Source organism: Novipirellula artificiosorum (genome assembly GCF_007860135.1).
In the GTDB taxonomy this organism is placed as follows: Bacteria; Planctomycetota; Planctomycetia; order Pirellulales; family Pirellulaceae; genus Novipirellula_A; species Novipirellula_A artificiosorum.
Window position 1 is genome coordinate 1 of record NZ_SJPV01000006.1, and the last position, 25,100, is coordinate 25,100.

Annotated in this window: 19 protein-coding genes; 5 read left to right on the plus strand and 14 right to left on the minus strand. The window is 55.2% G+C overall.

Annotated features, from left to right (window positions below; translation table 11 throughout):
- Positions 1–198 precede the first annotated feature (198 nt).
- The 10 genes from cmoB to Poly41_RS17010 form a co-directional block, all read right to left on the minus strand.
- Entirely contained in the window at positions 199–1,173 is a 975-nt protein-coding gene (cmoB, locus tag Poly41_RS16965) for a tRNA 5-methoxyuridine(34)/uridine 5-oxyacetic acid(34) synthase CmoB (RefSeq protein ID WP_146527930.1), read from the minus strand.
- Positions 1,170–1,910 carry a carboxy-S-adenosyl-L-methionine synthase CmoA gene (cmoA, locus tag Poly41_RS16970; RefSeq protein WP_146527931.1) on the minus strand — a complete coding sequence of 247 codons (741 nt, stop codon included), beginning with the start codon at positions 1,908–1,910 and terminating at the stop codon, positions 1,170–1,172. The genes cmoB and cmoA overlap by 4 nt, the downstream gene beginning before the upstream one ends.
- A gap of 21 nt (positions 1,911–1,931) precedes the next feature.
- Complete coding sequence (locus Poly41_RS16975) at positions 1,932–3,188, minus strand: MFS transporter (RefSeq protein ID WP_261344902.1); 1,257 nt, start codon at positions 3,186–3,188, stop codon at positions 1,932–1,934.
- A 123-nt stretch (positions 3,189–3,311) separates the two neighbouring features.
- The gene (locus Poly41_RS16980) at positions 3,312–3,956 is read right to left on the minus strand and encodes a response regulator transcription factor (protein ID WP_146527933.1); all 645 of its coding nucleotides are present in this window, start codon (positions 3,954–3,956) and stop codon (positions 3,312–3,314) included.
- Positions 3,957–3,982: 26 nt separating this feature from the next.
- Entirely contained in the window at positions 3,983–4,300 is a 318-nt protein-coding gene (locus Poly41_RS35715; protein WP_146527934.1) for a sensor histidine kinase, read from the minus strand.
- Between the two features lie 104 nt (positions 4,301–4,404).
- Positions 4,405–5,370, minus strand: a complete 966-nt coding sequence (locus tag Poly41_RS16990) for a type II secretion system F family protein (RefSeq protein WP_231615722.1) — start codon at positions 5,368–5,370, stop codon at positions 4,405–4,407.
- Between the two features lie 92 nt (positions 5,371–5,462).
- Positions 5,463–6,431 (minus strand): type II secretion system F family protein, encoded by a 969-nt coding sequence (locus tag Poly41_RS16995; protein WP_146527936.1) that lies wholly within the window; start codon positions 6,429–6,431, stop codon positions 5,463–5,465.
- A gap of 97 nt (positions 6,432–6,528) precedes the next feature.
- Entirely contained in the window at positions 6,529–7,848 is a 1,320-nt protein-coding gene (locus Poly41_RS17000; protein WP_146527937.1) for a CpaF family protein, read from the minus strand.
- Positions 7,849–8,231: 383 nt separating this feature from the next.
- Positions 8,232–9,566, minus strand: a complete 1,335-nt coding sequence (locus Poly41_RS17005; RefSeq protein ID WP_146527938.1) for an ATPase, T2SS/T4P/T4SS family — start codon at positions 9,564–9,566, stop codon at positions 8,232–8,234.
- Between the two features lie 136 nt (positions 9,567–9,702).
- Positions 9,703–10,839: a type IV pilus twitching motility protein PilT gene (locus Poly41_RS17010; protein ID WP_390621448.1), complete on the minus strand. Its 1,137-nt coding sequence runs from the start codon at positions 10,837–10,839 to the stop codon at positions 9,703–9,705.
- Positions 10,840–11,277: 438 nt separating this feature from the next.
- On the opposite strand from Poly41_RS17010, the gene Poly41_RS17015 reads away from it, so the two are divergent.
- Positions 11,278–12,117 (plus strand): hypothetical protein, encoded by an 840-nt coding sequence (locus tag Poly41_RS17015; protein ID WP_146527940.1) that lies wholly within the window; start codon positions 11,278–11,280, stop codon positions 12,115–12,117.
- Positions 12,118–12,123: 6 nt separating this feature from the next.
- Here the strand turns inward: Poly41_RS17015 and Poly41_RS17020 are convergent, their stop codons facing one another.
- Positions 12,124–12,813, minus strand: coding sequence for a hypothetical protein (locus Poly41_RS17020; RefSeq protein WP_146527941.1), 690 nt, complete (start codon positions 12,811–12,813; stop codon positions 12,124–12,126).
- 237 nt (positions 12,814–13,050) lie between these two features.
- On the opposite strand from Poly41_RS17020, the gene Poly41_RS17025 reads away from it, so the two are divergent.
- Together Poly41_RS17025 and Poly41_RS17030 are read left to right on the plus strand one after the other, a co-directional pair.
- Complete coding sequence (locus tag Poly41_RS17025) at positions 13,051–14,100, plus strand: histone deacetylase family protein (RefSeq protein ID WP_231615723.1); 1,050 nt, start codon at positions 13,051–13,053, stop codon at positions 14,098–14,100.
- A 98-nt stretch (positions 14,101–14,198) separates the two neighbouring features.
- Positions 14,199–15,578 (plus strand): sulfatase family protein, encoded by a 1,380-nt coding sequence (locus Poly41_RS17030; RefSeq protein WP_146527942.1) that lies wholly within the window; start codon positions 14,199–14,201, stop codon positions 15,576–15,578.
- On the opposite strand, the gene Poly41_RS17035 is transcribed toward Poly41_RS17030, so the two are convergent.
- Together Poly41_RS17035 and Poly41_RS17040 are read right to left on the minus strand one after the other, a co-directional pair.
- Positions 15,575–18,085, minus strand: coding sequence for an alpha-L-arabinofuranosidase C-terminal domain-containing protein (locus Poly41_RS17035; protein WP_146527943.1), 2,511 nt, complete (start codon positions 18,083–18,085; stop codon positions 15,575–15,577). The genes Poly41_RS17030 and Poly41_RS17035 overlap by 4 nt on opposite strands.
- Positions 18,086–18,318: 233 nt before the next feature.
- Complete coding sequence (locus tag Poly41_RS17040; protein ID WP_146527944.1) at positions 18,319–18,543, minus strand: hypothetical protein; 225 nt, start codon at positions 18,541–18,543, stop codon at positions 18,319–18,321.
- 428 nt (positions 18,544–18,971) lie between these two features.
- Between Poly41_RS17040 and Poly41_RS17045 the strand changes: the two genes are divergently transcribed.
- Positions 18,972–19,454: a secondary thiamine-phosphate synthase enzyme YjbQ gene (locus tag Poly41_RS17045; RefSeq protein ID WP_146527945.1), complete on the plus strand. Its 483-nt coding sequence runs from the start codon at positions 18,972–18,974 to the stop codon at positions 19,452–19,454.
- Positions 19,455–19,514: 60 nt separating this feature from the next.
- Here Poly41_RS17045 and Poly41_RS35935 read toward each other — a convergent pair whose 3' ends face one another.
- Positions 19,515–22,004: a hypothetical protein gene (locus Poly41_RS35935; RefSeq protein WP_231615724.1), complete on the minus strand. Its 2,490-nt coding sequence runs from the start codon at positions 22,002–22,004 to the stop codon at positions 19,515–19,517.
- 334 nt (positions 22,005–22,338) lie between these two features.
- On the opposite strand from Poly41_RS35935, the gene topA reads away from it, so the two are divergent.
- Complete coding sequence (gene topA / locus Poly41_RS17055; RefSeq protein WP_146527946.1) at positions 22,339–25,038, plus strand: type I DNA topoisomerase; 2,700 nt, start codon at positions 22,339–22,341, stop codon at positions 25,036–25,038.
- Positions 25,039–25,100: the final 62 nt, after the last annotated feature.

The following is a 25,100-nucleotide window of genomic DNA, read 5'->3' on the forward strand; positions in this document are numbered from 1 at the left end:
ACTTGGGCCATCAGAGCTCGGATAGAAGAATGGGGAACCGGATCGTTTAAACGCAAACTCAATCAACAACCACCCCAACACAACAGTCACTTGACAGCAGCAAACATTTCATAGAAGTGGACGAGGCCACGAGTCCTGCAACACGGGACTCGTGGCCTCGTCCACTACCAAAGTCGTCACTTGTTGTTCACGCGATGCTTACCGTTTTGTTGCGGTCACGATGGCTCGCAGCGGCGCGGGATGGCCTTCGACGGTACGGGAAGCATCGTCCGGGTCTAAGAAATCCGCAAGGGATTCAAAGGTCATCCAGTCCGTCCGACGTTGCTCGTCGGACGTCGTTAGGGTGATATCGATGCATTGGACATCGACGTAACCGCACCGCGTCAACCAGCAGCTTAACATGGGCACCGACGGGATGAACCAGACATTACGCATCTTTGCATAGCGACCGGTCGGGACGAGGACTTCGGGTTTGCAGGAATCCACCACCAACGTTTCGAGCACCAATTGGCCGCCCGGGCGTAGGGTTTCCGCAAGCGTCTGCAAATGATCAATGGGACTGGTCCGGTGATACAGCACGCCCATGGAAAACGTCGTATCGAAAGCGCCGAGCGATTTGGGTAACTCGGTATCGGTCAAGGGAACGACAAAATGCCGTTCCGGCATCGGTGCGAACCGACGGATCACTTCGAATTGCATCACGTAGAGCAAATAGGGGTCGCAGCCGAGGACCCATTCGGCTCCAGCCTCGAGCATTTTCCAGCCGTAGTAACCATTGCCGCATCCGACGTCCAAAACCGACTGACCCCGCAAATCGATCGCCGAGCCGATACGGTCCCATTTCCAATTCGATCGCCATTCTGTATCGATGGGTATCCCCAAGACCTCGAAGGGGCCTTTCCGCCAAGGATGAAACATTTTGAGCGTTTCTCGCAGGTCTTCACGTTGCGTTTCGCTACAGTTGCCGAGGACCTTGACGACATCGCCGCGGGAGTCGAGGGTTACATCGGGACCGTCGGGAAGCTGTTTCCATGCTCGCTTCCACTTGTCCAGGTTACCATGCTTTGCTGGGAAAAAACGATCTTCACATAGCGATCGAATTTCATCCGCGCAGCACGACCCGTCACGTTTTCGGAGCAGCTCGTACAAGGCGTTGCGGTCGAATAAGGTCATGTGGGCTGCTCCGACTTGACCGCCAAGACGGAAACGAAGTTGAAGCACTGAAACCACGGCGCCACACAACCGAAACCGACATCGCGAAGCCGCGCGACGTGTGAATCGGTCGTCTCGGGAAGCAAGCGGTTTTCCAACGCCGTTCGTTTTTGTGCGATTTCCAAATCGCTGTACCCGTGTGCTCGCTTGAAGTCATGGTGCAGATCGGTGAGCAAGGCTTGTTGAAGCGGGTCTTCAAAACAGATCTTCTCGGACAACAGGAGCGCTCCGCCCGGAATCAAGGCGTCGAACACCGATTGCATCAAAGCCGTGCGATCTTCGATGGGAACAAATTGCAAGGTCAAGTTGATCACGACAAACGATGCATGGTCCAAGGCGAACTCACAGATATCCGCTTCGTGAACCTGAATGCGACAGCCGCTCGGCGGTTGTGCATTGACGATGCTGCGAAGCCGCTCAACCATGGCGGGGGCATTGTCGATTGCATGAAGGATGCAGTCGGGTGGCGCCTGGGGCTGCATCAGCAGGGTCGCGGCTCCCAAAGAGCAACCGAGGTCGTAAACATTGGTGTTTGGCAGGATAAATCGACTCGATAACTGCTCGATCATGGACAAGATCGAAGCGTAGCCGGGAACCGATCGAGCGATCATGTCTGGAAAAACGTCTGCGACAGCATCATCAAACGTGAAGTCGCCGACACGTCGTTGAGGAAGCGAATAGATCTGGTCTTTCGTCACGGAGCTTATCCTTAAACGCACTTACCGAGTTGTACCCACATGCTCTTGATGCACGCGGTTGCCAATTTTGAAGGACAAGCTGACCGTTGCGGTAGCCACCAACACCGCAGCGGCAATCAGCTGTGTCGTTTGAATCGACGTGTGCTCGGCAAGCTGCCCCCAGAGGATCGATCCGGAAGTCATTGAAAATGCCATTGCCGTCAAGAAGCATCCCATTCCCCTCGCTCGCATCCGGCCTGGAAGAGTCATTTGTGCGGTTGCGTTCAAAGTTGTCAATGTCATCATCCACGTTGCCCCCATCAAGAGGGTCGCCAAACAGACGATCCATCCCGTTGTGGACCAACCGGTGACCGCCAACCCAAGTGCAAAGAATGCCATGGCCACCGCAATGGTCCGATCCGCTCCAAACAGACGATGGAGCCGGGGCAAGATCCACGCGGCAACAACGGCTCCGACACCAACGCATCCTACCAGGAAACCAAACCCCCCAGCGTCCCAGCCAAGTCGTTCCTTGGCCACCAAAGGAAGGAGTGACCATAGCGCATTGGCTGGCAGGATAAAGAGAACCACGCCGATGATCACGTGACGCATGGTCTTGTTGATGACAACAAAACGAAGCCCTTGATACATCGCCATGCGGAACGACAACCCGCGAGTGGATTCGCGTCGGTCGCGTCGCCACATCACCAGCACCGCAACGACTCCGGCGAACGACAACGCATTCATCGCGAACGCGATCCAAGCTCCTGCGGCGGCAATCAAGATACCGCCAATTGCCGGTCCCACAGCGCGGGCGAGGTTAAAACTGATGCTGCCCAACGCCACGGCACGCGACAGTTGATTCCTGGGTACCAATTCTGGAACCGCGGCTTGCCAAACCGGAACATGAACCACCATTCCGATGCCCATCACCACAGTCAGCGACAAGAGCATCCACGCGGTAATGACGCCAGAAAAGGTCAGCAGGGATAACGTGGCGGTCGTGGCGCAAAGGACCAACTGCGTCAGGATCAACAGCCGACGTCGATCCACACGGTCTCCCAGCACACCGACGGGAATTGCCAAAAACACGATCGGCGCCGCCATCGCGGTCCGTACGGCCGCGACCATGGAAGGGGAAGGATCGAGCGAGGTCATCAGCCACCCCGCGCCGATCTCGTGAATCCACGTGCCAAGGTTGGACGCCAAGGACGCGATCCAAAACGCTCGAAAGAGAGGATTGGCAAGCGGTTGCCATGCAGATCCCGCGAGACGATTGGATGAGGGGGGGGGAGTCAAGAAAGAAGGCGGGGCAAGCGAGAAACAAGCGGGGATAGAAACCAGTGAATACCATCGCGACCACTTTACGATCTAGGATGGGAACTTGGCTAGGCCCTGCGAGCAGGTTGGAAAACGCGTCCACTAGCTATTCTCTAAGACCCAGTGAGTCGCAACCCTTGCCAATTCAGCGGTATGGCTGAGCGCCAATTTATCCTTGATTCGTGATCGATAGGTCTCGATGGTGTTGGGGCTCAGCCGCATCCCTTCGGCAATTTCACTCGTCTTCATCCCTTTGCCAATGTTAACGAATACCTCTAATTCGCGATCCGATAGCACGTGCGACGGGGATCTTAGCTCGGCCTTTCCCCCCTGAGACAACCGCTTCAGAATCTTCGCAGAGAACTCGGGGCTGAGAAAGACCTCACCCGCCAAGATGGTCCGGATCGCATCAATCATCGTTTCATGAGCGTGTCGTTTATTGAGGTATCCGTTGGCGCCGGCATGTAACGCACGTTCGGCGTACAACGAATCGTCGTACATCGACCAAACTAACAATCGCACATCGGGAAATCGAGTTCGAATTTCTTTGACCAACTCAATGCCGTTTCCCGATTTGAGCGAAACGTCGATGACCGCAGCATCTGGCTTTTGTTGCTCGATCACCGCGAGTGCATCCTCAACGTCTTCGGCTTCGCCACAGACTTCCAAATCGGGTTCCAGCCGGATACGCATCGCCAACCCTTCACGAGTAATCGGATGGTCGTCGACGATCATCACCGTAGACATTGCTTACCGCCCTTTCTAAACAGAGCCTATGGATCTGGCACGATACAAGAGACAATTGTGCCTCGATGAGCTCCCGATACAATGGACATCCTACCACCAATGACGCTCGCTCGGTATCCCATGGATCGCATTCCGCTGCCCAGGCTTTCCCGATCCCTTGGGTCAAAGCCGGCGCCGTTGTCGGAGATCCTCAGCTCACAGAAGCCATCCTCACACTGGATTGCGATTTCGATTTCGGTCGCACTGCCATGCCTGACAGCGTTCGTAATCGCCTCCTGGGCAATTTGGTACAAGTGGGTTGCTGTTTCGCCGCTCGAGAATGCCACCGCCGGGCTGAGGGCCATTGAGCATTGGATCGGGTGCAACTCGGAAACTTGGGATGCGAGTTTGGATAATGCGGACACAAGACCTCGGGGGTCGATACAGACGGTGTTCAGCGGCCGGTTCGCTACTTGCTGAGCATGTTGCGATACATGTTGATGCCGGCGGGGCCGACCAAGACGACGAAAATCCCGGGAAAGATGAACAAGACCAGTGGAAAGATCATCTTGACCGCGGTCTTGGCTGCCTTTTCTTCTGCAATTTGTCGGCGTTTCGTTCGCATCGAATCGCTTTGCACTCGAAGTGCGTTTGCGACACTCGAGCCAAACTTGTCCGCTTGGATCAAAATGGAAGCGAGTTGCTTCAGATCGTCCACACCACTGCGTTGGCCGAGAGCCTGCAAGACCTCGGAACGAGGTCGACCGAACTGTAGTTGTTGGTTGGCAACGCTAAATTCTTCACCAATCGATTTATGGCTCTTGGACATCTCTTCAGCCACTTTTCGCAGCGCTTGGTCCATTCCCAATCCCGCTTCGACACAAACAACCATCAAGTCAAGTGCGTCCGGTAAGCCGAGGAAGATGGACTCCATCCGCCGCTTGGCCAAGAAGCCCAGGATGAATTTGGGAAGCATGAAGCCAACCACCAGCCCCCCCAGCAGCTTGAGCAACATGGGCTGCGTCAAACCATCCGCGAGAATTCCGAAGACTCCCCCAAAGAACAGGCCCACGACAGCAATGATCAATTGGATGCCCTTGAACACGATCGGCGCGGACTCGCCACGGAAACCGGCATTCATCAAAATCTCCCGCAGCGTGCTCATCTCCTTTTCGCTACCGCGAACCGTATCGGCAAGGGGGGAGGTGGCCTTTTCCAACGCGGCGGCGAGCGCCTGGTTCTTTCTCTTTTTTAGATCTTCTTCCGAAAAGACCTCGTCGCCGCCTTTGCGGCGGCGCATGGCATCGAGTCGTGCTTCGGCACGAGGTTTATCGTCACCACTGACTCGTCCTAAGATGAACCAAGCAAGAGCGGTCACACCAAAAAAGATCGCGATCGACGTGATCGTCACTGGGCTGAATGCAAGAGCGAACATGGCAAAGGTATTCATAAGAGGGCGTTCCTGATAGAACGATCGGCGGACAAAGTCGAGGTTAGTTTGGTGCAGGGATGGCGTTGGGAGATTCGTTAGACCTTGATCGTAATGATCTTCTTGATCACCAAGGCCCCAATGATCTGAGTCACCAGTGCGATGCCGAGCAAGTATCGACCAATTTCATCGATAAACAACATCATGACGTAGTCGTAGTTCAATTTGAGCATCACCAGGAACAAGACCGGTGGCAGCGCTAACAGTACGGCACCACTCATTCGGCCTTCACCCGTCAGCGCTTGGATTTGCCCATGGATTTGCAGTCGCTCGCGAATGATGTAACCAATCTTGTCCAAGATTTCGGCTAAGTCACCACCGGTTTGACGCTGCAAAACCACGGCGGTTGCAAAGAACCGAAGGTCCATGTTCGGGACGCGAGCCGCCATGCCTTCGATGGCTTCGTCGAGCGGAATCCCAAAGTTCTGTTCTTCAAAGGTCCGGCCGAATTCGGTTGCCAACGGAGCTTCCATTTGCTTGGCAACCAAGTCAAAACCGGCATTCAGCGAGTGGCCAGCGCGAAGCGATCGACCAAGCAGCTCAAGTGCCTCAGGCATTTGTAAACCGAACTTCGCCAAGCGACGTTTGCGCTTCATCAACAACCAGCCAACCGGTACGGTCAGGAAGGCCAAACCGACGAGTGGAGCGAGTAACTTGGGTACTGGCGCGAGGATGCACAAGCCAAGTCCCGCCGCAAACGACACCAAGCAGATGAAGGCATACTGGGTTGCCGGCATCTTGATGTCGGCTTGTTCCAAGTAATCGCTCAGCCCCGGCAATTCCTCCAAGAACCTGGCGAATCGATTTCCCGAGCCTTCCGAACCGGAAAGCAGCAACGATTTGTACTCGGATTCTTCGACGCCGCGACCTCCGCGTCGCGATGCCATCGCGGCCAGACGATCTTCGGCCGACGTCGAATCGGTTCCCGGCATCATGATGTTGATTGCAAACGCAACGAGCGATGCAACAAACACACCGACGGCGATTACGATGACGATTCCGCTCATGACAGTAACGCTTTAAGACTAAGGGGAGATTTCTTGAAACTCGAGGAGAAACACCACGCGGCCCAGGTCTTCACCATGGGCCACGTACGAAGAATGCCTACGCCGGCATAATGACTCGCTCACGAAATGCACTGCTCGGCAACCGAACACCGGCGGACTCCAATTTTTCCATGAACGATGGACGAACGCCGGTGCACTCGAAATGCCCGAACGCTTTGCCTTCGTCGTCGATGCCCTTCTGCACGTACCGATAGATGTCCTGCAGCACAATCGTGTCTTGTTCCATTCCGACCACTTCGGTAATCGCCGTGACACGCCGCGGGCCTCCCTGCAAGCGGTTGGCCTGGATCAGGACGTCGACAGCACCTGCGACTTGTTGGCGAATGGCTTTGACTGGTAATTCGAATCCCGCCATCATCACCAACGTCTCCAAACGAGCGATCGCATCGCGAGGGGTGTTGGCGTGAATTGTCGTCAATGACCCATCGTGACCGGTGTTCATGGCTTGCAGCATGTCCAACGTTTCCCCACCGCGGCATTCGCCGATGATGATACGCTCAGGACGCATACGTAAGGCATTCTTGACCAAGTCGGTTGCCGTAACCGCACCGGTTCCTTCGATGTTGGGTGGACGCGTCTCTAACCGAACCACATGGTCTTGTTGAAGCTGCAACTCCGCAGCGTCTTCGATCGTGACAATCCGGTCGTCATGACCGATAAACGAGCTGAGGGTGTTCAATAGTGTTGTTTTCCCCGAACCGGTACCACCCGCGATGATCATGTTCAACCGTGCTTTGATACATCCCTCGAGCAGCATCACCATCTCAGGCGTGAAGGCTCGGTAGTTCAGCAGGTCTTCGAGTTTCAGTGGATTGCTACCGAAACGACGAATGCTGACCGCCGCTCCGTCGAGCGCCAGCGGTGGAATGATTGCGTTGACACGCGAACCATCTTCGAGACGAGCATCCACCATGGGACAGGTCTCGTCGACTCGACGGCCAACCTTGCTGACGATCCGGTCAATGATCTGCAGCAGATGTTTCCCGTCGCGGAATTCGACGTCGGTCTTCTGCATCCGGCCGCCTTTTTCCACATAGATGTTCTTCGGGCCATTGATCAAAATGTCGCTGACCTGCGGGTCCTTCAGGATCAGTTCGAGTGGACCGAGGCCAAGCACCTCGTCGAGCACTTCATCGACGATTCGTTCCCGCTCTTGACGATTCAGCAGGGTATCTTCGGCGTCGCAAAGGTGCTCGACGACCAAACGGATCTCTCGAGTGAGCGTTTCGCCCTTGAGGTCGCCGACACGTGAAAGGTCAAGCTTGTCGACCAACTTGCTGTGGATGCGACGTTTAATGTCCTCAAATTGCTGTTGACGATTGACTTCAGGTCTTGCTGTCTGTGTGCCAGTTCGCATAGCTGGAAAATCCCCGGATAAAACCGATTGCTTTGTTTTGATCAATTCTGCGCGTTCCCCCGGTTTCCAAAACAAGCGGCCAAACGCAGAGCACTCGTGCAGGGTCGCTTTCCAAGCTGTCGCTCACCATCGTGATGGCGAGGTTTCCTCAAGAAAGTTTGCTCGGAATCCAACGACCCAAGCAAACATAGAACACAATTAAGGTACACAACGCCCAACCGGTACATATTGACGCAAGAAGTGGCAGCAAGCGGATGATGCGGTTGCGGAGAGGCGGAGGGGCAGCGCTACGACCGATACCACCGTCAAAGTCGCACGCAAGAGGAGATCCATTGAGTCCATTCGCAAGCATCATGGTGACGCACTGATTCTGCGGACGAGCCCTATTTTTTGGCAAACACCCGTTTAAGTTCATCGAGGCTGGTCAAGCCTCGTGCGACCGTCAGCACGGCTTCGGCTTGGATGCCGCGATGCCCTTCGGCCTTGGCGATCGCATTGAGTTGGCCGATGTCACGGGTTTTGATGATCGCATCGCGCAGTTTTTCTCCCGGTTTCAACCATTCGAAAATTGCGATGCGGCCCATGTAACCCCGAGCGTTACAAACATGGCACGGTGTGATGGGGGCTGGTTTACCATTGGCGTCCACTTGTTCTTCAATCGGTGGCATGACAAACGGTTGATACAGCGCGGCAACTCGCCCTGCGGGAATGCCCAATTGTTTGAGAAGTTGGGGCGGTGGTTCAAACCCCACTTTGCAGTTGTCACAAAGCCGACGCACGAGTCGCTGGCAAAGGACGCCGCCGGTCAGCTTGGCGATTGCCTTGGACGACTCGGGATACTTTGCAACCAATTGAGACAAGGCTTCCATCGCGGTGGGTGCATTCAATCGCGTCAGCACGCTCTTGCTGTGCTTTTCCGCCTGCTCGAGCGAAATTCGCATCGACTCGTTCTCAGGAAGCTCCGGGAAGACCAATACGTCGGGCTCTTTCAGGATCATCCGCTTGAGCAGTGCCAGTTGCTCGATCTTGGTATCGCCACCGTAGAAGTTCGCACTGACGTTAATGATTTCGGGTTCGGGTTTCAACTGATCTTCGAAGGATTGGTAGTCACGTACGAATTTATCCGCCGCATCGACCGCGATACTCCAAGTGGTCGTGAGTCCTTCGCTCTTGGGAGTGCTGATCACCACAAAGTTACCGGGGCGGTTAAGTTGTTCTTTGAGCGACGCGATCATTTTGTCACGCATGCCAAGATCGGCCAGGTTCGAGAACGGAATCTTTTCCGCTTCGATTTTTGCCAGTACCCTTTCGCCTGTGGGGACGCCTTGCGATTGAATCGACAACTTGAACTTGTCCTTGCCCATCTTTAAGCCCATTTTGCCCGTTTGTGAACTGCGGCGGTCAGCCGGGTTCATTAAGCAGAGCTGCTTGATGGCGTGCAACATTGCGTCACCCGATTCTCGATCCAGCGGCGGAAGCTGTTCCCAGGTTCCATCAATTTGGTATCGCAGCGCACAGGCGGCTTGCGAGAAGTCCATCAACACGTGGGTCGCACGCATTTGGATGGCATGGGCCAATTGGCCACCTGCGATGGGATAGCCGGCACCTTGACGAGACGTGATCAGCAGCGACTGCGATTGCGTTTTGTCTTTGATGTTGGGAAGGAAATCGACGGGAGCGACCGTTTGCCAAAGTTGCAGTTCGGGTTCTTGTGCCATGGTGGCTTCTAAGCCTTTTTAGAAAATCGTAGGGCGGCGTGGCCGCAAAGAGCGAGCTTCCGCTCGCAGACAAAATCGCCGCACCAAAACAAGCATTCGCCCGATAACGGATGCCGTCGGGATGCGCGAGTGAGACTTAAATGATCCCCGGTGCTTTGACATCGATGCCCTTGAGGGCCATCAACAAGGATTCTTTGTTCGGTGCGACGGCGAACGCGGTGGGGCGGTCGATCAACTCATCATCGATCAACTGCTTCAAGCTCATCGTAAAGTCTTGCATGCCCTCTTCGGCACCAATGCGAATGGCGTCTGGCAACTTGTTGTCGTTCCCTTCGAGTACCAACTTCCGGATCATCGGAGTGAACGTCATCACTTCGCAGGTGGGAACCCGCGAGACGCCAGGCTTGATACTGCGGAGCAACTTCTGGGCCACGATCCCTTTCATATTGAACGCAATGGCCGAGCGAATCGCGCCGTGCATTTCTTCGGGGAACAAGTCCAAAATACGACCGATGGTCGTCGCGGCACTCGACGCGTGAATGGTTCCGAACACCAAGTGTCCCGTTTCCGCCGCATGAATCGCTGTCATGAACGTTTCTTCGTCACGAAGTTCGCCCACCAGAATGATGTCGGGGTCTTCGCGAACCGCGTGTTTCATTCCGATCGAGAAGTCTTTGACGTCCTGACCGATTTCTCGTTGGTTGATCAGACTTTTGTCTTCCGTGAACATGAACTCGATCGGGTCCTCGAGCGTGAGGATATGTTTGCGATAGATGCTGTTGATGTAATTGAGCATCGAGCCGATCGTCGTACTCTTCCCGCTACCGGTCACCCCGGCTAGCAGCACCATGCCTTGGTCATAGTGGCACAGGCTTTCCATCGAATCGGGTAGGAAAAGGCCGCGAAAATCGGGGATCCAGTTGCTAATCCGGCGGGCCACCAATCCGATATTGCCGAGTGATTTGAGCATGTTGACGCGGAAACGCCAACGAACGTCATCGACGACGCATTGGTGGGAAAAGTCGGCACCGCCCTCCTCTTCAAAGATATGCAAGTTCCGATCGTCCATCATCGGGATCAGCAAGTCGACCATCTCTTCGTTTTCGATGGGCGGACGGTTCAAGGGCTTTAACTCGCCACCAACACGCACCATGGGGGGTTGCCCGACCTTGAGGTGCAAGTCAGAACCTTCCAGCTTCACAAGCGCTCGGAAAATCTTGTCCACCTCCAGTTCTTCGTTTTCATGAAGCAGGCTCGATTTGAGCCGGGCCATCGTGACGGCACGCTTCAACTCGGCCTCGGCTTGAGCCGAAGGTGGGATGGGAGCCGGCTTGGGACCTTTCGAATGGGACATCAGCGTCAGTCAAATTGAGAAACGAGGGAAAATCGCTCGCCGCCAGCGTTCGTCGTGGCGCGAGCGTGGATTGTAAGCGGAAGACGATAGAAAAGAAGAGTGAGCCTATTTTAGGTAGGTCGTGAAATCGCTCAAAGTACTTTTTCGGATTCGGCAGCCAGTCGATCGAAATCAGTACGAGCCAAACACCGGTTTTCGCGACAAAAACGTCTGTGTTGGCCCCACCCAGGCGGTCAAAAAGAAGCTCGCTGGGGCAGGCAGGCTCAAAAATCACCGGCAATGCTCTTTCGAGATTTTTCAAATTTTTGCTAAAGCATGGCAATCGATTCAATTTCCTTGACTTTTTCGGTGTTCGAAATGCGACGAATCTGCCTCGCAGCCTGCTGCCTCGCAATGGCTTTGACCCTTGCCGGCTGTCGCCAAACCTCTTCCACGACTGCTGGTAGTCCGCTGACGCCCATCGGACCGCTCGCTCCCGTGGGCCTGACTCCGGTTGGAACGCCAACGACCCCGTCCTCGGCGATGGGCTCCTTTAGCGCCCCGACGCGTGTCCCGCCGCCACCGAGCAATTCGGCAAACACACAAGCGGGTGGTTTTGTTCCCTACGGACAAACGTCGTCGATTGCTGCACCCCCGGCGGCTGCCTACGATTCGTTTGCAGGGAATGCAGCGACCCGTTCAACCAGCACCTTCTCAGCCGGAACACAGCCGATCGGTTCCGGAGTCGCGACCGTGGGCTGGACCGAAACGAACACCGACATCCGCTCTGCACCCGTCCATCCCAACGCTTACGCACAACCCGCTTTGCCGCAGTCGCCATCAACTGCCCCCCCATCCAGCGGGCTGCAGTTTAGCGGGATGCGAGTGAACGACTTGACGGGGGCAACCTCTTCCCCATCGTCCTACGCGGCGGCCCCGATGGTCGCAACCGGTCCTACCTCAGGCTTTGCACAAGGTTACTACCCACCGTCGGTCGATCCGGCTGCCAGCGTGGCCTACCCGCCGAACCAGCCGTCTTTAGCACCTCTGTCGGTACCGGTGTCGGCACCGCTGTTGCCACAATCGGTCGGCACTCCAGCGAGTTTCCCTGCCAATGGGCCAACCACCGATCCGATTGTCACCCGTTCGAGCAGCTCAACGGGGACGCCAACCAGCGACAATGATCTGCCGTGGCGTCGTCCTGCCGCACAGTATTGAGACGCCTTACCAAATCATCTTCAAGCCAGCGTGCAGGCCGTGCCAGGTGATGTCATGGAACGCAGGCGTCTGCGTTGCCGAGTCAAAGAAGGATTGCGAATTCGATTGCTCCACGGCGCCCACGGCGTCGGAAAGGAATAGGCCTTGGTAAGCGATTTGAAGTGATGCCCAAGACGACACCCATGCATGGCCACCGATTTGCAAGTCGACCAGTGAAGTGTTGGTGTCGATGGTGGACTCGGCAATCATGCCACCGACGGTAAAGAATGCAAACTCGGTGTCAATCCCTGGCACTTGTCGACTCAGATTGAAAAAGGTGGCAGCGACGCGGTAACCCAGTTTCATTTCAGGTTCAACGATGTCACTGGTCGCCATCAACTCGCTCGAGTCGCTGTACACCATCGGAAAGGCATCGGGGGCAACCCGCAACAAGGCTAATCCGCCGACTTCGGCGCCAAAGGTGGGTTCGTAGCAATAGGGGGCCGGCAAATCCAAGTTATGAAAACTGTTGATTGGCGACGCGTGGCGGGTGTAGCTCAGATCGTTTTGAACCGGTTGGGGATCCGCGTAAGCCCATTGTCCAAGTGCCGGGCTCGAATGGGTCCCTAACCCGAACAGCATCAGGCACGCGAACAGGTGCGACGCCGGTTTGAAATGAAAACAGCATCGCGCCGCAGCGGTTTTGCATCCGTCCATGGATAGGCAGCCTTGCATGAAGGCCCCTTTGTGGTGGCCCCTCGATTAGGATTGTTGATTCATACGCATTCAGTATCGTGCGAGAAAGTACTGTCGGATTTCCATTGGTGAACGGCAAGAAGCCAGGTACCGATTTGGCGCTAGAAATCCCTCTCCTCGTTCATCGGTGGCTAACGCCATTCCGCTCACGTCTTCCCCACGCGGTTGCTAGGAGTTTCGGCAGCAAAGAATGTGCCGATGAACATGTTTTCCCTCGGAGCAGGGGATATACTGATCGCCAGCGTCGGTATTCCGTACAGCCCTCAGAGCCTGACATCGCCCCTTACAAAGAGAACGATTTTACGAGTTGCAATGACACTCTTCTATTCTGACCCGATTTTTCAAGAACACGAGACTGGCGACCATCCCGAGAACGCGGGTCGCATCATGCCGGTGCTGCGCTACATGCACTTCGTCTCGCTCGACGCACTTTGCAAGCGGCCCGCATGGGACGGGGCGACACCCGAACAATTGCAGCTTGTCCATACACCCGAGCACATTGCTGGGGTCGAACAGATGGCAGCCAGCGGTGGGGGTCAGTTGGATCCCGACACGGTGGTCAGCGCGCGTTCTTATGACGTGGCCGTGAAGGCTACGGGGGCGGTGGTCAACGCGGTCGAGCGGGTGGTTCGTGGTGAAGACAGCAGCGCATTCTGCTTGTCTCGGCCCCCCGGCCACCATGCCTTGGCAGACAAAGCCATGGGTTTCTGCTTGTTCAATAACGTTGCCGTTGCAGCTCGCGTGGCTACCGAGGTGTTGGGTCTCGAACGTGTCCTGATCGTCGATTTTGATGTTCATCATGGCAATGGAACCCAAGCGATTTTTTGGGAAGATCCCAAGGTCGGTTTTTTTTCGATGCATCGATCGCCTTTTTATCCTCACACCGGAATGAAGGACGAAACCGGTGCGGGGGCGGGTGCCGGAACGACTTGCAACTTGCCGATTCAGTTCGGTACCAACCGAAAAGAGCAGCTCGAACAATTTGCCGCGGCATTGAGGAATTTTGCCGAGAAGATCTCGCCACAACTGGTGCTCGTCAGCGCAGGATTTGATAGCCACCGGCTCGATCCGGTTGGATCCTTGGGGCTCGAAAGCGAAGACTTTGCGACGATGACCGATGAGATCATTCGCATCGCTCAGCGGCACGCCGATGGCCGAATCGTCAGCGTCCTCGAAGGAGGATACAACCCCTTGGTTTTGGCGGAATGTGTTGGGCAGCATCTCGAAGAACTCGTGCAACACGACTAGTCCTTGCTTATCCCTGACTGCGGACCGATGTAGTAGAATCGACGTTGATTGCTGAAATTTGAACACTGACCTGATCCTTACTCCGTGAACGATTGAACATGAGAACAAAACGCCTCTTCACTGCTGCTGTGGCGGTCTTTTTTCACTTCCTTTGTCTTGCCCACGGCAACCACGCGGTCGCGTCCGAAAAGCCGATGAATATCGTCGTGCTTTACGCCGACGATTGGCGACACGACACGCTGGGTGTTGCTGGAAATCCGGTCGTGCAAACACCCCATATCGACAGTCTGGCTCGGCAGGGCATCCGCTTTACCCACAATTGCGTGACGACATCGATCTGCGGTGTCTCGCGAGCAACGTTGTTTACCGGCCAATGGATGGCTCGCCACGGCAACCGTGCCTTCAGTGCGTTCAAGACCCCTTGGGAAGAAACCTACCCCGGGTTGCTGAGAGAAAACGGTTACTACGTCGGGCAAGTCGGCAAGTGGCACAACGGTAAATTCCCCGCAGACAAATTTGACTTCGGAACGTCCTATTACGGAACGCACTGGATCACCGAGCCGGACGGCAGCAAGATCCATGTGACGCAGAAGAACGAAAAAGATGCGATGCGTTTCCTCAAGACACGCCCCAAGGACAAACCGTTCTGTTTGACAGTCGCGTTCTTCGCAACGCACGCCGAAGACAAGAATCCCTTGCAATTCTTACCGCAGCCCGAAAGCATGAGTCTGTACCAAGATGTGACGATTCCCGTTGCACCGAACGCAACCGACGAATCGTTCCGCAGGTTGCCATCCTTCATCGCCAACGAAAAGAACGAAGGTCGAAACCGTTGGCATTGGCGTTTTGATACGCCTGAGAAGTATCAAACGATGATGAAGAACTATTATCGGCTTGCCACAGAAGTTGATTCGACTTGCGGCGAAGTGCTCGAGGAATTGAAGAAGCAAGGTGTGTTGGACGACACGCTCGTTATCTTCACCACCGACAACGGTTACTACCATGCCGAACATGGCTTGGCCGACAAATGGTACCCGCATCAAGAAAGCATCCGAGTCCCGCTTGTTATTCGCGATCCGCGAATGCAAGCCACGAAAGCAGGTCAGACAAACGACGACTTTACCCTGAACGTCGATTTGGCTCCGACCATCCTTGCCGCCGCCGGTATTGAAGCACCTGAGCGAATGCAAGGACACGACATGTCGGCACTTTACTTGGCGGACCAGCAACCCGAATGGCGGACCGAGTTTTTCTATGAGCACCCGACGTTCAAGAGCATTGATTTCATCCCCTCCTCCGAAGCGCTGGTGCAAAAGGAGTGGAAGTACTTCTATTGGCCCGACTTTGATCGCGAGCAGCTATTCCAGCTGATTCAGGACCCGCGGGAAGAAAACGATCTTGCCGCCGATCCGCAATACGCCGAGCGTCTCGCAAGCATGCGAAGCCGCTTCAACGAACTCAAAGCGGAAGCCCCTTAGTTTTGGCGGATCCGGATGAATTGGACCGACATAGGTGGGATGGTGTAGTCAAAGTCCTTTGCGACTTTGATTTGGCTTTCCTCGGGCGCCACGCGATCAGGAGTTTCGCGGTCATTCTCTTCGTCTTTCTTCCCGGTCAACAACGTTAAGGTCGCGATGGGATTGACCGCGTCCACTCCTTCCAAATGGATCCCTGTCGAGCAGGACTGGTTGGTGGGATTCACAACCTTGACGATCACGTCTCCTGTCGCATCCTCATGGCTGGCGGCGACATGAAGGGTCGGCTGGGTTTCTTTGACGTCGTGAATCCGTTCGCCATTGAGGAAGCATTGGATCCGACCTGGGGAGATTTCGACACGGACGTCATACCAAACGCCCGATTCGACGCGGCCTGGGCAGGAGGCGACCATCATCTTTCCGTCCCGTTTGCCCTGGACCGCTCGTTCAATGCCATGCCGAGTGTTGTTCCAACCCGCAATGTTCCACCAGTAATGGCTGCCCGATTCCTTGTTTCCAAACAGGATCAAGAAACCCTCGTTGCCTCGGATTTTCTTGGCTCTCAGGCTGTAGACAAGGTTGGGTGAATGGAATCGGGTTTGGCTAAGACTCGTTGCCGGTACTGCAGCGGAGTCCGATTGCAAGTAGCCTCCATCAACGATCGAAAAATCACCCTCCTCGACGACCCAGTTGGCTGACCCGTTGGAAAAATCGTCGCTTAACAGCGACTTGTTTCCGTCGCTGACTTGAATATCGTCGTAGATCGATTCGGTTGCCCAGGTGCCGACCCCCACTTGGCCGATGGCGGGAGGGTTGTCTTCGCTCGGTGCCAACGTGAACTCGGATTCGTTCTTCAAATAGTGATCGCCTTTGTTCACGCTGAACAACTGCTGCACGTAGTAGTTTGGCGTTCGGACAACCGATTTCTCGTCAAACCAAATCAGATCGGCTGCCTGCCACTGAGTGAAGCCGTAACGGGCAAACAACGGAGCATAGGCGGTCATTTGCACGATGTCGGCGTTTCGCTCAATCCCGGTCAAATAGACCGCTTCGGCCACGGCGTTGTACAGCCGGTTGCCACGCGAGGCATACTCGCCGACGAAGATCTTCGTCTTGCTGCGATCGAAGTCATCGAAACGATCGGCGTTGTCGATGAACCATTCAGGTGATTCGTAGTAGTGCTCGTCGGAAAGCTCACATCCTTGGCGATTCATGAACTCATAGATCGGGATTTCGTGCCCTAAGCCCGAGGTGCCAACAATCTTGATCTCCGGAGCTTGCTCACGAAGTGCACGGACAAAGTGCGGAAAACGTTCTTCGAATTCCGCGGTGTGGTGGTCTTCATTGCCGAGGCCAATGTACTTCAAGTGGAACGGTTCAGGATGCCCCATCTCGGCTCGGATCTTGCCCCACGTGCTGTCCACCGGACCGTTTGCAAATTCGACCAAATCGGTTGCGTCATCGACCCACTCTTGCAGTTTGCCCATCTCGGCATTTTGAAACGGTTTGCGGAATCCACAACTCACACCGACGGGCAAAATGGGGAGCGGCTCCGCACCGATGTCTTCACACAGCTGAAAGTATTCGTAGTAACCGAGTCCGTAGGTTTGGTGGTAACCCCACAGATTCCAATTCGGTTTCCGCATCGCCACATCACCGACGGTGTCCTTCCATCGGTAGGCGTTGTCGAGTCCTTGGCCGTGGGCGATACAGCCACCCGGGAAGCGAAACACCGCAGGTTTCAAGTCGACCAGTGCTTGAACCAAATCCGCGCGCAATCCGTTTTTGCGACCGTTGTATGTTTTGCGCGGGAACAACGAGATCATGTCCATGCAGACGTCACCGGTGCCACCGAGAGTGAGCAGCAAGCGAGCGTCGTTGACGGTCGCCGAAGGCGAAAGGGACACCTCGTAGCGGGCCCACTGATCGGTCAGTTTGGGAAGGATTGCTTTTGCAATCGGAGCTGACTCGGACTCAAGCGAAATCGTCACGGGCGAATCGAAGTCGCGGGTCCGCTTTGCATAGAACGAAAAATCGTAGCGATCGCCCTCGACGACGTAGATGCCATCGAAACCTCGGTTGGCGATCCCAACACCGTCGCCAGGTTTTTGAATGCGAATCTGCACGTAGTTCGTGTTGTGAGTGTTGAGCGACTCGGAATGCTCTACCGACAGGTCGCATTGACCGCCCCCCGTTTCCACCTTGTCCCAAGCGTAAAGTGGGCGAAACGAGTCCCGACGGTTATTTCGTCCCTGCACCGGATAGTATTCAAAGGACCGGTTTTGGACCAATTCTGCGTACAACCCACCATCTGCTGCATAGTTGATGTCCTCGTAGAACAGGCCATACAGCGATTCGGACAACTCGACCGTTGGCTGATCGACGTGAACGGTGATTTGACCCACGTTCGCTTCGCTGGCGGCCACGGGATCGTCAGCATCGACGAGGCCAACACCGGCAAGCAGAAAAGGGTAGACCAAAAGCAGGAGGGGCGGAGTCAGTCGTCGCATGGCTCTTGTAGGCTCGCTTTGAGTTGGAAAGCTGGGGAGGTGTGAGTCGCCGGGAAAGACGATCGCCCCTGAATGGCTTCCAAGATACCTACGAAGGACCCGCTGGATAAGTTAAACCGTGCGCAAAAAAGTATTGCTTTTGCGCAGGGCGACGCTTTGCTTTCAGCGCATGCAAAACGCCCTTAGAGAGTCGCAACTTCGAAGGGCGTCTGGGTCGTCTTCGCGTGGGCGAACTATTCGCGTGGGCGAATGGCTCCGGTCAAACCGCTGTAATCGACACGGTCGGTGGTATGCCATAGCGGTTGACCGAGTTCGACTCGGCGACGCAGCACTTCGATTTTCTCACGGCTGCCTGCGGGGGCATCGGTGGGTTCGAACTGCTCGTCTTGATGCGGGACGAAATCTTCATCGTGCCCGTATCGCAAGATGGCCTCAAATACGTTCTTGCAATGACTCATACTTTTGTTCTCTGCTCCCAACGGTCCCGTATGTGAATCCCGAACAATACGAAACCAATAACAGTTCAAATCTCAAAATGTCCAAATCCAATGGACGACGGCTTACTTCACGACGTGATTATTGACTTGATCGCGAAAGAGTCAAGAATTTTGTGTAAACAATCCCCTAGTGTGACTCGCTGCGAGGCTCTGCCGGTGGCGTGTCGCGACCGAATATCGCAAAAAAACGGCAAGGATTGAGATTTCGTCACTCCGGGGGACGACTTCGCGGTGGATCTGTCAAGGGGTCTTAGTCTTGCCTTGCGCGTCGATGACGGTCCTTGGTCAGACTTGCCAGCCGATCGAGTGTTGCCCAGGAGGCCCTTGCCAGCATGGCGGCGGGTTGGCCCGACGTGCTCTTGCGTCACAATGGCGGACTTGTAGTGAGCATGGAAAATATTTTTTTGCCGCTCGACATTTCCTCCCTCTCTCGGAGTGTACGTTCTGTGTGGATCCAGCAAACCCTGCGGCTTCCGGCCGCCCGACGTGGTTTTCACTTGGTCACTCGCCACATCACCGACGCGATCCCTCAGCTTTCGACGGTTCGCGTTGGATGGATGCAAGTGTTCCTTCAACACACCAGCGCGTCGTTGACGATCAATGAAAATGCCGATCCGGATGTCCGCGTTGATTTTGAAACCGCTATGAACCACGCGGTGCCCGAGACATTGCCGTATGTTCATACCTTAGAGGGCCCCGACGACATGCCGGCGCATGTCAAGGCATCGATGCTTGGCGCCAGCGTGATGATTCCGATCGCCGGGGGACGCCTGCTACTTGGCACATGGCAGGGAATCTACCTTTGTGAACATCGCGATCGCGCCAGCGGCCGAAACATCGTGATCACGATTCAAGGGGAAACGGAGGGATAGTCTCACCCCTCCGCTTTGCGGTGATCGATCGACGGCTTCGGCACTGCTGCGAGGAACACCCTATTGGTCTTCGTCTTCTCGGAGGTATTCAAAACCGGTCCGCTTGTCAACGGATTCATAGAAACCCCGCAACACCTCGTTCGCAGAGCCTCCGCCAGCCAACATCGCCATCATCCGCTCACGAGGCTCTTTGAAGCGGGCCTTGAGTGCGTCCAAGTCTGGTTGGAAGCCGGTGGTTTTGACGACGTAGACGACCCGCTCTGGCTGGTTTAACGCAACGCCGCATGCTCCCACTTCGGACTCAAAGACGGTTTCCATAAACGCCTCGCCGACGCTGTCCAACTCTGGGACATTTCCGATCGAAGCACCTTGGAAGCCGAATGAATCCATCCAGCTGAAGGGGCCGAGTCCCGTCAATAGTTGATCTTTTTGATCCTCTGGGAGGAAATCGACCAAGTCCTTGCCTGCGGCAGCATTCGCATCCGCAGCCAATTTCTCTGCGTCGGCGATTGCCAATTTGCGAGCTTCCTGAAATCGAATGGCCTCGATCACTTCCGCGCGGACCTCGTCGAGCTCGGGCGTGTAGGCGTCGGTCTGGTCGTTTTTCCAAGAAACATAGATGCGTCCCGCGCGATCATCGACCGTGCGAAGGGGGGAATGTATTTCTTGCCGCGGTACCGGTTGGCCTTGTTGCGTGACGCCGCCGTACATCATGGTCACGAACGAGGGGCCCCGCTGCATTTGCTGCGATCCAACCTCCAATGAACTGGCGATCGGTTCGTCCGCAATCGTCAGTTCGCTATGCGGACCAATCGCAGCGTAACGGAACCCAAGCGCTTCCCCCATAGCCTTCAGGTCGAGGGGGGTCGGCGGGTCTGATTTTTGTCCAATCGAAACATTGCTATCGTGGATCGCTTTCTGACCAAAATAGCGACGCATTTTGGAATCGAGCTCGATCACGGCCGAATTCATTCGCTCCATCGCAATTGGCCGCGCTAAGGAATCCGCGATCTGGTTGCGGACCTCCTCAAACGATTCGACCTCCGATACTTCTTCCGTTTCTGCTTCTGCAGGTGACTCATCCGAAGTGTCCGCTTCCTGCGCCATCGGAGCATCGGATGGCGAATCGAGTTCGGCCGATTCCACAGCTGGTTCCGATTCCGCATCGGCCTGTTCGGCTTCGGCGGGTTCCGCAGCTGGCTGCTCCTCCATCTCCGGTTCGGCAGCGGGTTCTTCGTCTTCTTCTTGCATCGAGACCAAACGGACCCCATTGGCATGCATTGATCGAATCCGATCGCGGCTTGACTGATCCTCCTCTACCGGGGCGGGCGCATCGGCAGCGGGCTCTTCGGCGGTTGCTTCTTCAGCGGTTGCTTCTTCAGCGGTTGCTTCTTCAGCGGTTGCTTCTTCAGCGGTTGCTTCTTCAGCGGTTGCTTCTTCAGCGGTTGCTTCTTCAGCGGTTGCTTCTTCGGCGTTGGGCTGCTCGCCGTTTTCCGCGGCAGACGCCGGTTCCTGTTCGGTTGGCATCGCAACATCGACCGTTTCGGATTCCAAAACCTCTACTTCGGTATCCAAGCCTCCCCCCATCGCCGCCTCGGCAGCCGTATCGTCGGGAATCTGGAACTCGCCGCCGGCCAATCGACGTTCGTATTCGGCTCGTAGTTCCTCTTCGCTGAACTTGGCCGCCTCTTCATCGATGAAGGTTTGCAGGTCAGCCACCAGGTATTCGAAATTCGCCGTGTACCGGCGGTGGAACGCGGGATCGGGCGATTGGTCGTAGGAGTCAACGTCTTTGCCCGCTTCGTAGACCTTCTTGATTTCCGCCTCGCTTGGTGACGCGTTGGTCTTGTCGACATAGTCGCTAACCAAAACGCCGTAGGCGTCGACCGTCGCTTCGCGGTTGAGTTTCAAGAAATTGTGCCATTCCTCGGCGGGGGTCATGATTGGCATTTGTCCTGCCGCCACCGTCGCAAAGCCGCTGCGTTGGTACAGGTCGGCAAGCAGATGGTTGCGCAACTGTTCGTACAAATGCACTCGCCCCATTTGGTTCCGCGTGCTTTGCATCAACATCGCGTCGATTTCCCCGTCGCTCATCAAGCCATCGGTGAACGAGGACAACCAGGAACTGATGGCGGTATCGTCCAGCTCAAAGCCAGCCTTTTTGGCTTCCGATGCGAATTGCAGGGTTTTCACCGATAGCCGTTCACTCGGCATTTCGCTGATTCCCAATGCGGTGATCTGGCCGTTCTGCGAGTCATAGCGAAACCCGGGTGTTTTGGGGATTCCACTGCGACGAATCGTTTCTTCGGCCAATTCACGTAAGAACCGGACGGTGGATTGGTGGTTTCGTGTCAGATAGGCAACACGCCCCTCCGAAATGGTTTTGCCGTCAAAGGTCGCCAATTTGATTTGGTCACCAACTCCCTGGTTGCGTTGCAGGTAGGTCTGCAGGGCTGGGAGGACGACGAACGAGAACATGGCCAACCCGATCAGCACGACCATGAGTGGCTTGAGGTTTCTGCGAAAAATTTCAAACGGACTGTTGTTCATGACGTTTCTTTCTGAGCAGCCGAGGGGCAACGGTCAAAATCCGTGTTCCGCCAGACTGTCTAACAAAATGTTTTTTTGTGAAATATCTTCAAAACTGCGGGTTGGGGAACGCAAAACGAGCGTTTTTGTCTCTTCAGTGATCTTGACAATCCGCCGCGATCGACCAACTCTCTCTCAGGTCAGAACCAGTCGAGAGGCTGGAGAAGTGGCAAATCCACGAAACGAAAGCGTATCGCCCCCCTTTTTCCAGGGTCAAGGCGAGAATCGCCGACAATCGTGTTTTGTACTTTGTTTTGGTCCTTTTCGTCTAACCCACAACCGCGTCGATTTTTGTATGGCTAACAGCACGGGCAGGAGTTTGGTGATCGTCGAATCACCAGCAAAAGCGCGCACGATTTCAAAATACCTTGGCAAAGGGTACCAAGTCGAAGCGAGCATTGGCCATATTCGCGACCTTCCCGGCGGTGCAAAAGAAGTTCCGGAAAAATACAAAAAAGAGCCGTGGGCCTATCTCGGAGTGAACACGGAAAACGACTTTGAGCCGATCTACATTGTCCCCGCGGACAAGAAAAAGCAGGTGAACAAGCTCAAAGAGGCGCTCAAAGGCGCCGACAACCTCTATCTGGCGACCGACGAAGACCGTGAAGGAGAGGCGATCAGTTGGCACTTGCAGGAGATTCTAAAACCAAAAGTTCCAGTCCACCGACTCGTCTTCCACGAGATCACCAAAGAAGCGATCCAAACAGCGATCGAATCCCCGCGACAGATTGACGCAGGACTTGTTGACGCTCAGGAAACGCGCCGGATTCTCGACCGTCTTTACGGCTACGACGTTTCCCAATTGCTCTGGAAAAAAGTCGGCCGGGGATTAAGCGCCGGCCGTGTCCAAAGCGTCGCGGTCCGTTTGATCGTAGAACGTGAACGGGAACGGATTGCGTTCCATGATGCCACGTATTGGGACCTCGAAGCGGCTTTCGAGACCAGCGATCGCGAATCGTTCACCGCAATGCTGACAAGTGTCGATGGGCGCAGAATTCCAGCCGGAAAGGATTTCGATGCAACCAATGGCAAACTAAAAAATGCCGATTTTTTGCAACTGAACGAATCCGAAGCGACCGAATTGGCCGCACGGCTTCGGACGGCCGAATTCAACGTCACCAAGGTGGAGGTGAAGCCGTTTAGCGAACGACCGAAAGCGCCGTTTACGACCAGCACGTTGCAGCAAGAAGCGAACCGCAAGCTTGGCTTCACGGCAAGGCGTGCGATGCAAGCCGCCCAAAAACTGTATGAAAACGGTTACATCACCTACATGCGTACCGACAGCACGACGCTCAGCAAGGAAGCAATCGGTGCTGCTCGCGATTTGGTCCGAAGTGAATATGGCGACTCGTTCTTGCATCCGACGGTCCGGGTGTATGCGAACAAGGTCAAGAATGCTCAAGAGGCTCACGAAGCGATTCGGCCAGCGGGGACTCCGTTTCGCGTTCCCCAAGCGGTTCGCGGTGAACTCGATTCCGATCAATTTCGTTTGTTCGAATTGATTTGGAAACGAACGGTTGCTTGTCAGATGGCAGATGCGAAGAAACAACGCATCAGCGTCACGATCGAAGGGGATGGCGCGGTTTTCACTGCATCGGGAACCAGTATTCTGTTCGAGGGTTTTCTACGTGCTTACGTCGAAGGCAGCGATGACCCCGAAGCGGAATTGGCCAACAAGGAACGACTGCTACCGGCGATGAGTCAACAGGATCGCTTGATGGCCAGCAACATCGATCCCAAGAGTCACACCACGCAACCGCCGTCGCGGTACAGCGAAGCGGCGTTGACCCGAACGCTTGAAGAAAAGGGGATCGGCCGACCGAGTACGTTTGCGTCGATTATCGACACGATTCAAAAACGGGATTACGTCTACAAAAAGGGGACCGCGCTGGTTCCGAGCTGGACTGCTTTTAGCGTAATTCGCCTGCTCGAAACTCATTTCGGCCCCCTGGTCGATTATGAATTCACGGCCCAAATGGAGGATTTCCTCGATACGATCAGCCGCAAAGAGGCTGAGCGACTTGAGTACCTGAAGCGATTCTATTTTGGCGATGACGGGGCGGAAGCGAACGGCGAAGCGATTGGATTGAAACCACGTTTGGAAAACAAAGTCGAGGAGATCGATCCGCGGACTACGGCGAAGTTTACGCTCGGAACCCCGACCACAGGCGAGCATCGTGAAGAGGTCTTTGTTCGGGTTGGAAAGTATGGCCCGTTTATTGAACAAGGGGAACGCAGAGGGTCGATTCCGGACGGTCTTGCGCCGGATGAAATGAACCTCGTCAAGGCACTCGAATTGCTCGAGCAAAGTGCTGTCGAGGAAGAGCCCTTGGGGATCCACCCGGAAACTCAAAAACCCATCTACGTCAAAGTCGGCCGTTTCGGACCGTACATTCAATTGGGTGAAAACGACGACGAAGAAAAACGAAATCAGTCGCTGTTGAAGGGAATGGCGGTCGAAGATTTGACACTGGAAACGGCTTGCAAGCTGCTCTTGCTTCCGAGGACCCTCGGGACGAATCCTGAAAACGGTGAGCCCGTGCAAGCGTTTGATGGACGCTATGGACCGTACGTCAAATGTGAAAAGGAAACCCGCTCGCTGCCGGCAGGCGTCTCGCCATTGGAAGTGACCTTCGACGAAGCGATCACGCTGCTGAAACAGCCCAAGACCCGTGGCAGGGCTGCACCAAAGGAACCGCTGCGAACCTACGAAAAGCCCTCGCCGGTGACCGAGCAAGAGGTCAAGATTTTGGACGGTCGCTACGGTCCCTACGTGACCGACGGGGAAACGAATGCATCGTTGCGAAAAGGCATGGAGCCGAATGAAATGACGTTCGAAGCGGCTTTAGATTTGCTGGCGGAACGTGCAGCCAAGGGGCCGACTAAGAAAAAGAAGAAAGCGACCAAGAAAAAGGCGACCAAGAAGAAGGCCGCGAAAAAGAAGTCGGCGAAGAAAAAAACGACCAAGAAAAAGGGCACCGTGAAGAAGAAGTAACTCCCGCTCTCGCAATCCTCCCCACCGATTGCTAAACTCCCGCTGACCGGAACTGAATTTTC